The following is a 12,871-nucleotide window of genomic DNA, read 5'->3' as shown; positions in this document are numbered from 1 at the left end:
ATATGAAGAATTTACAATCCGGCTACCGTCGGATTTTATTGTATATCTTTTTGTCGAAACGGTAGTAGCGTGCCGCCCGGTGGGCCACGCCCTGCTGTTTTTCTTCCAGGGGGACGACATACTCCATCAAGGCAATTTTTTTATGGAAATTGCGTACGTCGTACTGCTTGTCATACACCAGTTCGTACAAAGTGCGAAGCTGGGATGCGGTGAACTTACGCGGCAACAAGTCGAACAGTGAAGACGGGTTGAACTCGACGTACTGACGGACATAGGTAATGGCTTCCTTGATAATCAGGTTGTGGTCGAATGCCAGAGCCTTTATATCCGGCATGGCTACCCAACTAGCTTGATAATTGTCCAAATCACGGTTCAATGCGCGGTCTATCTTCACCAGGGAAAGATAGGCTATGGTGACAATACGCTCTACCTTGGACTGCATGGCACGTTCCAGCCAATGTACATCTCTGGGGTCCTTCGTACGGTTTTTTGAGCCGAATGCCTTGAATTGCATCAGATTGACGTTCTTCAGCCCCGTCAATTCATTCAACACCCGTTTGGCAGCTTCATCCAAATCCTCATCCATGTAAATCAAACTTCCGGGAAGCTTCATATCATGAAAGATTTCTCCTTCTTCCTCTCCTGCACGCTTAATCAGCAGAACCTTTAGCTGTTCTCCGTCAAAACCAATCACTACACAGTCCACAGAGATATGATTGTTTGCCAACGGCGTTTTTTGTTCTATGTTTTGCATAATATATCTCGTTAAGCGCTGCAAATATAAATAGGTTTTTCTAATTTGCAATAAAGGAAAAGATTATTTTTATAATGTTATAAAGCATTATTTTTCAACTGAATACATATCTTACTTTATACAATATCATTTTCAGTTGTTATCGTATGGAATACAATATGTAATTTACAAGAATATACAAGAGGTCTAATTGTAGGAAGTACAATAAGGAGAAAGTGTTTCATTTATAAGTATTTCAGCCTCCGGATACCACAGAAGGCCCAAGCATACATATTGTATTTTAGCTTCCCTCCTTAAAGTAAGGGCATTGCACAAAAAACATCCGTTTGTGCGGTGAATATCAGAAAAACCTCTACCTTTGCAGCACTTTTTATTTAAACACTAAAAAACGAGTAAATATGAAAGCATTTGTATTTCCGGGTCAAGGTGCCCAATTCGTTGGCATGGGAAAGGACCTGTACGAAAATTCGGCATTAGCCAAGGAACTTTTTGAGAAAGCAAATGATATCCTCGGGTATCGTATTACTGATATTATGTTCAACGGAACAGATGAAGACCTGCGCCAGACTAAAGTTACCCAACCTGCCGTATTCCTTCATTCCGTTATTTCCGCCCTCTGCATGGGCGATGACTTTAAGCCGGAGATGACCGCCGGTCACTCATTGGGCGAGTTCTCTGCCTTGGTTGCTGCCGGTGCACTGAGCTTTGAAGATGGTCTGAAACTGGTGTATGCCCGTGCCATGGCTATGCAAAAGGCTTGCGAGGCACAGCCCTCCACTATGGCAGCCATTATTGCCCTGCCGGATGAAAAGGTTGAGGAAATCTGCGCTCAAGTAAGTGCTGAAGGTGAAGTTTGCGTGGCAGCCAACTATAACTGCCCGGGACAGATTGTAATTTCCGGTTCCATAGAAGGTATCAACAAGGCTTGCGAACTGATGAAGGCTGCAGGTGCAAAGCGTGCTCTGCCGTTGAAGGTAGGCGGTGCGTTCCACTCTCCGCTGATGAACCCTGCCAAAGTTGAACTGGAAGCAGCCATCAATGCAACAGAAATCCATGCTCCGAAGTGCCCCGTATATCAGAATGTAGACGCTATGCCTCATACTGACCCGGTAGAAATCAAGAAGAACCTGGTGGCTCAGCTGACAGCATCGGTACGTTGGACGCAAACAGTGAAGAACATGGTTGCCGATGGTGCTACGGACTTCACAGAGTGCGGTCCTGGTGCAGTGCTGCAAGGTCTTATCAAGAAGATTGCACCGGAAGCTACGGCTCACGGGATTGCATAATTCCTTAAATAGAATATTTTCAAGGCTGTCTTTCTTCAAATAGACAGCCTTTCTTGTTTTAGTAGGCCATTTTATTCAACGGGAGTCAGAACCACTGTTCGGAATACGCTGAAAAAGATACGTGCCACAAAGGGGCGCGAGTAAACAAAAAGTAATCACTGAAATAAAAAGTACGTTCTTTTGTTTTTTATTTCCGATTTTCCCTTACCTTTGTTGCCGTAAAGACAAAGGGGTGCCCCGACGGGCTGAGATTATACCCTCGAACCTGATGCAGTTAGTACTGCCGTAGGAATTGGATATTTCTTTCTTCACTGAACTTGCCGTAAAGACGCTTCTTTGTATTTACTTCCATTTGTTTTATTTCTTAATGAACAGAAAAATGAAAGTATTGGTCAACAACAAGGAAGTGAAAACCGGCGCCACTACCCTTTCACAACTTATCGAGGAACTTGCCCTACCGATGCAAGGCATTGCCGTGGCCGTAGACAACCGTATTGTACTTCGCACGGAATGGACAAAATGCATCCTGAGGGAATACATGCCCATCATCATTATCAAAGCAGCTTGCGGAGGGTGAGGAAGATGAAGGACGAGAGACTGAAAAACGGAGGAATGCAGTTCATCACGCACTATACGGAACGATATTCGTATCTGGATGCTGCACGCATGGCTCTTGAGGGCGGTTGCCGCTGGGTGCAACTGCGCATGAAAGACACCCCGGTGGAAACGATAGAACCCGTAGCTTTGGAAGTGCAGGCCCTTTGCCGGCAATACGGTGCCACCTTCATCATTGACGACCATGTGGAACTGGCAAAGAAGCTGCATGCCGACGGCGTACATCTTGGAAAGAAAGACATGCCCATAGCCGACGCACGCCGGATTCTGGGCGCGGAGTACATTATAGGCGGCACGGCAAATACCTTTGAGGATGTACTGCAACACTACAAAGCCGGTGCCGACTACATAGGCTGCGGCCCCTTCCGCTACACCACTACCAAGAAGAATCTGAGTCCGATATTGGGACTGGAAGGATATACAGCTATCATCCACCGGATGCAGGAGAAGGATATACACCTTCCGATAGTAGCCATCGGTGGAATAACCATAGCGGATATTCCAGCCGTTATGCAGACGGGGGTAAGCGGGATTGCCCTTTCGGGCACGGTACTGCATGCCGATAGTCCGGCAGATGAAATGAAAAGAATCATTTCTTTAATGGAGAATGAAAAATAAAGAATTAATATATGACGACTGATATGGAAAAATTAGTGATTGCGGAACGTGAGTTCAACTCCCGTCTGTTTTTAGGAACCGGAAAGTTCAATTCCGATGAAGTGATGGAGCAGTCTATCCTGGCATCCGGCACAGAAATGGTGACGGTAGCCATGAAACGCATTGAACTGGACAACAAGGAAGACAATATGCTGGTACACATACAGCATCCCGGTATCCAGCTTCTGCCCAACACCTCCGGCGTGCGCAATGCCGAAGAAGCTGTTTTTGCTGCACAGATGGCGCGTGAAGCTTTCGGCACGAACTGGCTGAAACTGGAGATACACCCCGACCCCCGCTATCTGTTGCCCGATTCTATGGAGACGCTGAAAGCCACAGAAGAACTGGTCAAGTTAGGATTTGTGGTACTGCCCTATTGCCAGGCCGACCCCACACTGTGCAAGAGGCTGGAAGAAGCCGGTGCCGCCACCGTCATGCCGCTGGGTGCTCCTATCGGTACAAACAAAGGACTGCAGACAAGGGATTTCCTGAGAATAATCATCGAGCAAGCCAATATCCCCGTAGTGGTGGATGCCGGTATCGGTGCCCCGAGCCATGCGGCAGAGGCTATGGAAATGGGCGCTTCGGCTTGCCTGGTGAATACAGCCATTGCAGTGGCGGGCGACCCCGTGACCATGGCGGTAGCGTTCAAGCAGGCTGTAGAGGCAGGACGCATGGCATACGAAGCAGGTCTGGGCATACAGGCAGATAATTTTGTTGCGGAAGCCAGCTCACCGCTGACGGCTTTTTTGAACCTATAAAACTGACAATGCAATGAACCAGAAGATAAAATTCCCCCGTTCCGAGAAAGTATATTTGCCGGGCACCTTGTTTCCCGAATTGCGCGTAGCTATGCGCAAGGTGGAGCAAGTGCCCAGTACGAACTTCGTAGATGGAGAAAAGGTGATTACTCCGAATCCGGAAGTGTATGTGTATGATACCAGCGGACCGTTCAGCGACCCTGCCATTGAAGTGGATTTGAAGAAAGGGCTGCCCCGCCTGCGCGAACCATGGATACTGAAACGCGGCGATGTGGAGCAGCTTCCCGAAATAACGTCGGAGTACGGGCGCATGCGCCGCGACGACCGGTCGCTCGACTCTCTGCGCTTTGAGCATATCACCCTGCCCTACCGCGCCCTTCAAGGAAAATGCTGCACGCAGATGTACTATGCCAAACAAGGTATCATCACGCCTGAAATGGAGTATGTGGCGATTCGCGAGAACATGAACTGCGCGGAGCTGGGAATAGAGACGCACATCACACCGGAATTTGTACGCCAGGAGATTGCTGCCGGACGCGCCCTGCTTCCTGCCAACATCAACCATCCCGAAGCAGAGCCGATGATTATAGGCCGTAACTTCCTGGTGAAGATAAATACCAATATCGGAAACTCCGCCACCACCTCGGGCATCGAAGAAGAGGTAGAGAAAGCATTGTGGAGCTGCAAATGGGGCGGCGACACGCTGATGGACCTCTCCACGGGCGAGAACATACACGAAACGCGCGAATGGATTATCCGCAACTGTCCCGTTCCCGTGGGCACTGTCCCCATCTACCAGGCATTGGAGAAAGTGAACGGCAAGGTGGAAGACCTCACCTGGGAAATCTACCGCGATACCTTGATTGAACAATGCGAGCAGGGAGTGGACTACTTCACCATCCATGCCGGCATACGCCGCCACAATGTGCATCTGGCCGAGAAAAGGTTGTGCGGCATCGTGAGCCGTGGCGGCAGCATCATGAGCAAATGGTGCCTGGTGCACGACCGCGAGAGTTTCCTTTACGAACACTTTGATGACATTTGCGACATTCTGGCACAGTATGACGTTGCCATCTCTTTGGGAGACGGGCTGCGTCCGGGGTCTACGCACGATGCCAACGATGAAGCGCAGTTTGCAGAACTCGACACGATGGGCGAGCTTGTGCTGCGTGCCTGGGACAAGAATGTGCAGGCTTTCATCGAAGGTCCCGGCCACGTGCCCATGCACAAGATTAAGGAGAATATGGAGCGCCAGATAGAAAAATGCCACGATGCGCCTTTCTATACGCTCGGCCCCATCGTGACGGACATCGCACCGGGATACGACCATATCACGTCCGCCATCGGTGCGGCGCAGATAGGCTGGCTGGGTACGGCGATGCTCTGCTATGTCACTCCCAAAGAGCATCTGGCACTGCCCGATAAGGAGGATGTGCGTGTAGGTGTCATCACCTATAAGATAGCCGCCCATGCCGCCGACCTGGCAAAAGGGCATCCCGGAGCACAAGTGCGTGACAATGCACTGAGCAAAGCACGTTATGAATTCCGCTGGAAAGACCAGTTTGACTTGTCGCTCGACCCGGAACGTGCGTTCAGCTATTTTCATGCAGGGAAGCATGTGGATGGGGAGTATTGCACGATGTGCGGACCGAACTTCTGTGCGATGCGGTTGTCGAGAGAATTAAAAAAGAAATAAATGGGAATTGATAGAGCACTATGTTTTCAGACGAATTAGAACATATATCCTGGGAGGAAACCACGGCACGCATCCATGCCAAGACAGATGCGGATGTACGCCGTGCCCTCTCCAAAGAACATTGTAATGTAGAGGACTTCATGGCCCTCATCTCACCCGCCGCTGCCCCCTATCTGGAGACGATGGCACGATTGAGCAAGAAATACACCGAGGCACGATTCGGGAAAACCATCTCCATGTTCGTGCCTCTTTACATCACGAATTCCTGCACCAACTCTTGCGTGTATTGCGGTTTCCATATCAGCAACCCCATGCCGCGTACCATACTGACGGAAGAAGAAATCGTGAACGAATACAAGGCCATCAAGAAGCTGGCACCTTTCGAGAATTTGCTGTTGGTAACGGGAGAAAATCCGGCCAAAGCAGGCGTGCCCTACATAGCCCGTGCACTGGACCTGGCAAAACCCTACTTCAGCAATCTGAAAATAGAAGTGATGCCCTTAAAAACGGAAGAGTATGCAACGCTGAAAGAACACGGCATGAATGGCGTGATTTGTTTTCAAGAAACCTACCACAAGTCGAATTACAACATCTACCACCCCCGTGGCATGAAGTCCAAATTCGAATGGCGTGTCAATGGTTTCGACCGCATGGGGCAGGCAGGCGTCCATTCCATCGGCATGGGAGTGCTCATCGGTCTGGAGAAAGAATGGCGGACAGACATCACCATGATGGCTTATCACCTGCGCTATCTCCAGAAACATTATTGGCAAACGAAATACAGCGTCAACTTCCCCCGTATGCGTCCTTCGGAGAACGGCGGCTTCCAGCCCAATGTCATCATGAGCGACCGCGAACTGGCACAAGTCACTTTCGCCATGCGCATCTTCGACCATGATGTAGACATCTCCTACTCCACCCGCGAGCCTGCCGATATACGCGACCATATGGCAACACTCGGTGTGACAACCATGAGCGCCGAAAGCAAGACCGAACCGGGAGGATATTACAGCTATCCGCAAACACTGGAACAGTTTCATGTCAGCGACGAGCGCAAGGCTGTGGAAGTGGACAAAGCATTGAAACGCCTGGGGCGCGAACCAGTGTGGAAAGATTGGGATGCGAGTTTTGATTTGAAGGCTTTCAAGAGATGAGTGGCCGAATACAGAACCTTAATAATAATGAACAAATGAACCGATATGCCAGACAAACGTCCCTCCCTGAAATAGGCGAAGCCGGACAAGAGAAACTGCGTAATGCCAAGGTGTTGATAGTCGGTGTGGGAGGATTGGGTTCTCCCATTGCCCTCTATCTGGCGGGAGCAGGAGTCGGAACGCTGGGATTGGTGGACGATGACCAGGTCAGCATCAGTAATCTTCAACGTCAGGTTCTGTATGCTGAAGCTGACCTTGGGCAGCCTAAACCTCTATGTGGCGCCCGTAGAGTGCAGGGTTTGAACAGCGATGTAAACGTGGAAGTATACCCCTTCCGTCTGGACAAGAAGAATGCCGGAGAACTGATAAGGAACTACGATATAGTGGTAGACGGGTGCGACAACTTCGCTACCCGCTACTTGCTGAATGACGTATGCAACGCTTGGGGCAAGCCCTACGTTTATGGTGCCATTCAAGGCTTTGAAGGCCAAGTGTCCGTCTTCTGCTACGGTGAGAGTGCTAAAAACTATCGTGACCTCTATCCGGATGAAGAAGGGACACTGCTCATGCCATCTCCGGACAAATCGGTTATCGGCGTAACCCCTGCCATTGTGGGTAGCGTAGAAGCCAATGAAGTGTTGAAACTGATTTGCGGCTACGGTGAACCCTTGGCTGGAAAGCTATGGACGATTGATTTAAGGACCATGCAGTCGTATATTCTCTCACTATAGGCAAACATCCATAAAGATATGAAACTGATAGTCATTACCACGCCGCAATTCTTTGAAGGAGAAGCAGAGGCAGTTACCTCCTTATTCCAAAACGGTTTGGAAATGCTCCACCTGCGCAAGCCGGGAGCTTCGGCAGAGGAGATGGGGAATTTTCTTCAACAGCTACCGATGGAATATATGCCACGCATTGTCACGCATGAGCAATTCCAGCTGGCATCCGTTTTCGGTCTGAAAGGAATTCATCTGAACGGGCGCAATCCGCAGATACCGTCCGGATATAAGGGACATGTCAGTCGCTCTTGTCACTCTCTTGAAGAAGTGTTGAAACATAAATCAGATTGTAACTATGTGTTCCTCAGCCCCATTTATGACAGTATATCCAAAGAAGGCTATTCTTCCGCTTACTCCTGCGATACCTTGCAGAAGGCGCAGCAAGCTGGTATTATCGACTCAAAGGTGATGGCATTGGGTGGCATCACCTTGGAACATCTTCCGGAAATAGCCGCTTTAGGTTTCGGAGGTGCCGTACTGCTGGGAGATGTCTGGCAGCAAGCGAAGGAAGCTTTCATCCCCCACTTCCTCCACCTGAAACAGCTTTCCTCTCACCCCTTTAATTTTTAATTTCTAATTTTTAATTATTTCATGCTTCCCCCTATTATCCTTTCCATTGCCGGTTCCGACTGTTCGGGCGGTGCAGGCATACAAGCAGACATAAAGACCATTTCCGCTTTGGGAGGTTATGCCGCTTCCGTCATCACGGCTGTTACTGCACAAAACACACTGGGAGTACAATCGGTTTATCCGATACCTGTGGATATGGTTAAGGCACAAATCACCTCTGTTATGGATGATTTAAGGCCGGATGCCGTCAAGATAGGTATGGTATATGATGCCGGTATTGTGACCACCATTGTCGATTGTCTTCAGACATATACTCCGGAGTGTATAGTCTATGACCCCGTCATGATATCGACCAGCGGACGGCGGCTGATGACCGAAGAAACCATACAAGTCATTAAGACGGAACTGTTTCCGCTATGCACCCTCATTACTCCCAACCTGAATGAAGCAAGCCTGCTTTGGGGGCGAACCATTGCCGGCACTGTGGAGATGCAGCAAGCGGCACAGGAATTATCCTGCAGATACAATACCGCTGTTCTCGTCAAAGGCGGACATCTGGAGGGCAATGACATGTGCGACGTGCTTTATTGCCGGCAACCTTCTGCCGGGGCTGACGTCCTGCCATCCGGATGCATCCTCTATTCCAATCCCAAAATAGAGAGCCGTAACCTGCACGGCACGGGGTGTACCCTTTCCTCTGCCATAGCTACATTTCTTGCCGGTAGCAGCAAACTCGATGAAGCGGTCTGCAAGGCTAAAGAGTATATCGGTACTGCGATAAACCGGGGGAAAAACATGGATATAGGGCACGGGAACGGTCCGTTATGGCACTTTCCTTTATCGGAATAAGAGCTCGTCGAAACGCATTATCTGTTTACCTTAAACGCATTATCTGTCAGCCTCCGATACATCATGTGTTTGGCACCAACGGACAATGCGTTTCGACATGCCTGCTTCTTAATAGCGTATGCCCAGAATTTTCTTGGCATCGTCTTTCTTGAACAGTGAATCAATGACGTCTAAAATCGCTTCGTAGTTTTCCGGATCTACGATATTGGGAGCGAATATGTTGAGGACTTTCATCTTGTCGTCATCAAAAGTATATAGTGCCATCAAACTGGCACATTGCACACAGTTCAGACTGTTGTTTCGGGCAACAGTTCTCATCATTTCGATTTGATCATCCTTGAAAGGGCGGGACTTCACTTTTTCATAAAAATGCCGGAAGTCTTCGGGGTGCATCCCCCTGACATAAACCGGAGCTGGAGAATCTATCACTACTTCACTGGGAACAACCGGCAACGTACGTGGCTCTCCGGAGAATGAGTCCATTGCAACGACTCTCCCACCTTCAAAAGTCACGACAATCTGAGTTCGGCTGATATTACTTTTACCGGACAGCACTCTGGAATATTCCCATTCTTCTATATCCCGGTCGAAGCGGCGATACTCTGGAGTTCCCAATATCTTGGTGACCTCCTGCCTGCTCATCCCCTTCTGGATACTGTTCAACACATCTACCTTAGCATCATAAAACAAACTGGAACAACTGCTGAATCCCATCGTCATTACCAGTCCCGCAATAATTAGTCTGATTGTTTTCATCTTATCGAGTTTTTAGTTGCCACAAAGGTAGGCAGAAACATGGATAGACCTCTTATTATCCCCCTATTTGTCAAAAGGGATTTCCCTACTTTTTTTAGCCATATACCTATTAATATGGAAATAATCCGTTATTTTTGCAGATACTATCACTATAAATAGGTAAAAACACATGGAAAAAGCAAAAGTATACTACTCTGATTTGCGTACCTCCCCTACATCCAATCTTTTGGATAAAATGGAACGCTTGCTGAAAAGGGCAGGCATCGAGCAACTTCCTTTGAAAGATAGCTTTGCTGCCATTAAAATCCATTTCGGCGAACCCGGAAACCTGGCATACTTGCGTCCCAATTATGCAGCTCGAATGGCAACCCTGCTCCGCAGCCTGGGAGCCAAACCTTTCTTGACGGACTGCAACACGCTGTATTCCGGTCGTCGTGCCAATGCTGTAGACCACTTGCAAAGTGCGATGGAGAATGGCTTTAACCCTATCTCGGCCCAGTGCCAGGTCATTATCGGTGACGGACTGAAGGGAACGGACTACCGCGAAATCCCTCTGAACGGGGAATATTGTCCGGCACCCAAAATCGGCACAGCGATAGCCGATGCCGATATTGTAATCAGTATGAACCACTTCAAGGGGCACGAACAAGCCGGTTTTGGCGGCGCCTTGAAGAATCTGGGCATGGGATGTGCCAGCGTAGGCGGAAAGCTGGAACTGCATTGCGCCTCGCAACCCAAGATTGATGAAGCAAGCTGCATCGGCTGCAACATCTGCGTGAAGCATTGCGCACACGACGCTGTGCACCTCAATGCCAGCCGCAAGGCAGAAATAGACTACGCCAAATGCGTAGGTTGCGGACAGTGCGTAGCCCTCTGCCAGCACGACGGTGCCGTGATGGGAGCCGAAGATACTTCCGAGCGCCTGAACTACAAGATTGCGGAATATGCCCTCGCTGTCGTTATGGGCAAGCCCCATTTCCACATCAGCTTCATCATGAACGTATCTCCCGAATGCGACTGCTGGAACCACAACGATGCCGCCATCGTGCCCGACCTCGGCATTCTGGCTTCGGCAGACCCGGTTGCACTGGACAAGGCATGTGCAGATATGGTCATCCAAGCCCCGATACTGCACGGTAACAATTGCCTTGCCACGGCACACGAGCACGACGACTTGTGTGGATGCGACAAGTTCCACTTGATGCACCCCGACACGGACTGGCTTGCCGGATTGCGCCATGCCGAGAAAATAGGATTGGGAACCATGGAATATGAATTGGTGAAGATTTGATTAAACCTTTTCAGTTTTAAACAGTCATAATAAAAATAGATTTATCAACTAATGCATAATATTATACAAATGGAAACATCTGCAAAACTTTATTCTTTGCCTTTCGGCAACGTAAAGACCTATCTATTCGCCCTGCTGTTCGTGGCAGGAAACATCGCCTTGCCGCAACTCTGCCATCTGGTCCCAGCAGGCGGTCCGACGTTGCTTCCCATCTATTTCTTTACACTGATAGCTGCTTATAAATATGGTTTCAAGGTAGGTCTGCTGACGGCTCTCTTGTCTCCGGTCATCAATCATCTGCTTTTTGCCATGCCTGCAGCAGCCGTGTTGCCGGCCATACTTATAAAGTCCGGTCTGCTGGCCGGAACCGCCGCTCTTGCTGCACGCTATGCCAAGAATATCTCTTTATTGGCATTGCTGGGTGTAATCCTCTCCTATCAAATTATCGGTACGACCTTTGAATGGGCACTGTGCGGTAATTTCTTTTTGGCAGTGCAAGATTTCCGTATGGGCATTCCGGGCATGCTGATTCAGTGGTTTGGAGGATATGCACTGCTGAAAGCAATCGCAAAGAAATAAACGTATATTCTCAAACAGTATCCCTTAATCCTAAAACTTTGTTCGCACACTGCGGATACATATCCCCAGTTTGCGGATGTCTATCCCAAGGCTTGGGATAGACATCCGCAAACCATAAACAAAGTTTTTTCTTAACTGATAAAAACTTTTTCCCTAACTAAGAAAAACTTTCTCCTTAATAGAGAAGACTTTTCTCTTAATACTTTGAACTTTTTTCCGCTATTTTCCTTTCTCCCTACAATAAAATCATTAATTTCGTGCCGAACAATATATCATATTTTCAACATGGAAGTAGTAACGAACAACTGGTTCACTAAAAAATATCCAATAGGTTTTGCCTTAAGCGGCGGTTTCATCAAAGGCTTTGCCCATTTGGGTGCCATGCAATCCTTATTGGAACATGACATAAAGCCCAATATACTTTCCGGAGTCAGCGCCGGAGCCTTGGCCGGGGTATTCTACGCCGACGGCAATGAACCGCATAAAGTTCTTGACTACTTTGCCGGGCACAAGTTTCAGGACCTGACCAAACTGGTGATTCCCAAAGTCGGATTGTTTGAATTGGGAGAATTCATCGATTTCCTGAAAAGCAATCTGAAATCCAAGAAACTGGAAGAACTGCAAATCCCTCTGATTATTACAGCTACTGACCTGGACCACGGACGTCTGGTACATTTCCATAAAGGGGACATCGCCGAACGCGTAGCAGCTTCGTGTTGCATGCCGGTATTGTTTGCCCCGGTCAATATAGACGGCACCCATTACGTGGACGGAGGCCTGCTGATGAACCTGCCTGTCTCTACCCTCCGCCGTATATGCGAAAAAGTGATTGCCGTGAATGTCAGCCCTCTGATGGCGACCAAGTATAAAATGAACATTGTGAGCATTGCCTTACGTTCCTATAATTTTATGTTCCGCTCCAACTCTTTTCCTGAACGCGAGAAGGCTGATTTGCTGATAGAACCTTATAACTTGGAAGGATACAGCAATACAGAGCTGGAAAAGGCGGAGGAGATATTCATGCAGGGATATAATACGACCAATGATATATTGGAACGCCTGCTCATTGACAAAGGCAGCATTTGGAAAGAATAAAATAACCATTCTATAACATAGAAAAC

The 12,871-nt window shown here is 48.6% G+C and carries 14 protein-coding genes and 1 riboswitch; of the genes, 12 read left to right on the top strand and 2 right to left on the bottom strand.

What is annotated here, in order from left to right; all coding sequences use genetic code 11:
- Positions 1-22 precede the first annotated feature (22 nt).
- On the bottom strand, positions 23-754 hold the full coding sequence (locus DWY55_RS06500) for an NUDIX hydrolase (RefSeq protein WP_005825541.1): 732 nt from the start codon (positions 752-754) through the stop codon (positions 23-25).
- Positions 755-1,152: 398 nt separating this feature from the next.
- Here DWY55_RS06500 and fabD point away from each other — a divergent pair, with 398 nt between their 5' ends.
- From fabD to thiD, 9 genes are all read left to right on the top strand, one after another.
- Positions 1,153-2,040 (top strand): ACP S-malonyltransferase, encoded by an 888-nt coding sequence (gene fabD / locus DWY55_RS06490; RefSeq protein WP_005825542.1) that lies wholly within the window; start codon positions 1,153-1,155, stop codon positions 2,038-2,040.
- A gap of 218 nt (positions 2,041-2,258) precedes the next feature.
- Positions 2,259-2,349, top strand: a riboswitch (TPP riboswitch).
- Between the two features lie 70 nt (positions 2,350-2,419).
- The gene (thiS, locus tag DWY55_RS06485; protein WP_005837106.1) at positions 2,420-2,617 is read left to right on the top strand and encodes a sulfur carrier protein ThiS; all 198 of its coding nucleotides are present in this window, start codon (positions 2,420-2,422) and stop codon (positions 2,615-2,617) included.
- Positions 2,618-2,622: 5 nt separating this feature from the next.
- On the top strand, positions 2,623-3,273 hold the full coding sequence (locus DWY55_RS06480; RefSeq protein WP_022402453.1) for a thiamine phosphate synthase: 651 nt from the start codon (positions 2,623-2,625) through the stop codon (positions 3,271-3,273).
- A gap of 23 nt (positions 3,274-3,296) precedes the next feature.
- A complete protein-coding gene (locus tag DWY55_RS06475) occupies positions 3,297-4,073 on the top strand; it encodes a thiazole synthase (protein ID WP_034532877.1) in 777 nt (258 codons plus the stop codon).
- 13 nt (positions 4,074-4,086) lie between these two features.
- A complete protein-coding gene (gene thiC / locus DWY55_RS06470) occupies positions 4,087-5,769 on the top strand; it encodes a phosphomethylpyrimidine synthase ThiC (protein WP_117588841.1) in 1,683 nt (560 codons plus the stop codon).
- A gap of 20 nt (positions 5,770-5,789) precedes the next feature.
- A complete protein-coding gene (thiH, locus tag DWY55_RS06465; protein WP_008664609.1) occupies positions 5,790-6,923 on the top strand; it encodes a 2-iminoacetate synthase ThiH in 1,134 nt (377 codons plus the stop codon).
- A gap of 35 nt (positions 6,924-6,958) precedes the next feature.
- The gene (locus tag DWY55_RS06460; protein ID WP_009038438.1) at positions 6,959-7,654 is read left to right on the top strand and encodes a HesA/MoeB/ThiF family protein; all 696 of its coding nucleotides are present in this window, start codon (positions 6,959-6,961) and stop codon (positions 7,652-7,654) included.
- Between the two features lie 18 nt (positions 7,655-7,672).
- Positions 7,673-8,275: a thiamine phosphate synthase gene (locus DWY55_RS06455; RefSeq protein WP_009038439.1), complete on the top strand. Its 603-nt coding sequence runs from the start codon at positions 7,673-7,675 to the stop codon at positions 8,273-8,275.
- 21 nt (positions 8,276-8,296) lie between these two features.
- Entirely contained in the window at positions 8,297-9,124 is an 828-nt protein-coding gene (thiD, locus tag DWY55_RS06450; RefSeq protein WP_022402457.1) for a bifunctional hydroxymethylpyrimidine kinase/phosphomethylpyrimidine kinase, read from the top strand.
- A gap of 108 nt (positions 9,125-9,232) precedes the next feature.
- Here the strand turns inward: thiD and DWY55_RS06445 are convergent, their stop codons facing one another.
- The gene (locus DWY55_RS06445; protein WP_005825555.1) at positions 9,233-9,880 is read right to left on the bottom strand and encodes a DUF4476 domain-containing protein; all 648 of its coding nucleotides are present in this window, start codon (positions 9,878-9,880) and stop codon (positions 9,233-9,235) included.
- A 169-nt stretch (positions 9,881-10,049) separates the two neighbouring features.
- Here DWY55_RS06445 and DWY55_RS06440 point away from each other — a divergent pair, with 169 nt between their 5' ends.
- From DWY55_RS06440 to DWY55_RS06430, 3 genes are all read left to right on the top strand, one after another.
- Positions 10,050-11,171, top strand: a complete 1,122-nt coding sequence (locus DWY55_RS06440; RefSeq protein WP_009038441.1) for a DUF362 domain-containing protein — start codon at positions 10,050-10,052, stop codon at positions 11,169-11,171.
- Positions 11,172-11,240: 69 nt separating this feature from the next.
- Positions 11,241-11,750 carry an ECF transporter S component gene (locus DWY55_RS06435; protein ID WP_165859511.1) on the top strand — a complete coding sequence of 170 codons (510 nt, stop codon included), beginning with the start codon at positions 11,241-11,243 and terminating at the stop codon, positions 11,748-11,750.
- Between the two features lie 285 nt (positions 11,751-12,035).
- Entirely contained in the window at positions 12,036-12,845 is an 810-nt protein-coding gene (locus DWY55_RS06430; RefSeq protein WP_005825568.1) for a patatin-like phospholipase family protein, read from the top strand.
- Positions 12,846-12,871: the final 26 nt, after the last annotated feature.

Source organism: Bacteroides sp. AF25-38AC (assembly GCF_003602995.1).
In the GTDB taxonomy this organism is placed as follows: domain Bacteria; phylum Bacteroidota; class Bacteroidia; order Bacteroidales; family Bacteroidaceae; genus Bacteroides; species Bacteroides uniformis.
This window is presented reverse-complemented; position numbering and strand designations above follow the sequence as displayed.

Bases quoted from the DNA above. Each gene is read 5' to 3' on its own strand.
- DWY55_RS06440 (WP_009038441.1), top strand. From the start codon at position 10,050: ATGGAAAAAGCAAAAGTATACTACTCTGATTTGCGTACCTCCCCTACA.
- DWY55_RS06475 (WP_034532877.1), top strand. From the start codon at position 3,297: ATGGAAAAATTAGTGATTGCGGAACGTGAGTTCAACTCCCGTCTGTTT.
- DWY55_RS06455 (WP_009038439.1), top strand. From the start codon at position 7,673: ATGAAACTGATAGTCATTACCACGCCGCAATTCTTTGAAGGAGAAGCA.
- DWY55_RS06430 (WP_005825568.1), top strand. From the start codon at position 12,036: ATGGAAGTAGTAACGAACAACTGGTTCACTAAAAAATATCCAATAGGT.
- thiD (WP_022402457.1), top strand. From the start codon at position 8,297: ATGCTTCCCCCTATTATCCTTTCCATTGCCGGTTCCGACTGTTCGGGC.
- thiC (WP_117588841.1), top strand. From the start codon at position 4,087: ATGAACCAGAAGATAAAATTCCCCCGTTCCGAGAAAGTATATTTGCCG.
- DWY55_RS06445 (WP_005825555.1), bottom strand. From the start codon at position 9,880: ATGAAAACAATCAGACTAATTATTGCGGGACTGGTAATGACGATGGGA.
- fabD (WP_005825542.1), top strand. From the start codon at position 1,153: ATGAAAGCATTTGTATTTCCGGGTCAAGGTGCCCAATTCGTTGGCATG.
- thiH (WP_008664609.1), top strand. From the start codon at position 5,790: ATGTTTTCAGACGAATTAGAACATATATCCTGGGAGGAAACCACGGCA.
- thiS (WP_005837106.1), top strand. From the start codon at position 2,420: ATGAAAGTATTGGTCAACAACAAGGAAGTGAAAACCGGCGCCACTACC.
- DWY55_RS06435 (WP_165859511.1), top strand. From the start codon at position 11,241: ATGGAAACATCTGCAAAACTTTATTCTTTGCCTTTCGGCAACGTAAAG.
- DWY55_RS06500 (WP_005825541.1), bottom strand. From the start codon at position 754: ATGCAAAACATAGAACAAAAAACGCCGTTGGCAAACAATCATATCTCT.
- DWY55_RS06460 (WP_009038438.1), top strand. From the start codon at position 6,959: ATGAACCGATATGCCAGACAAACGTCCCTCCCTGAAATAGGCGAAGCC.
- DWY55_RS06480 (WP_022402453.1), top strand. From the start codon at position 2,623: ATGAAGGACGAGAGACTGAAAAACGGAGGAATGCAGTTCATCACGCAC.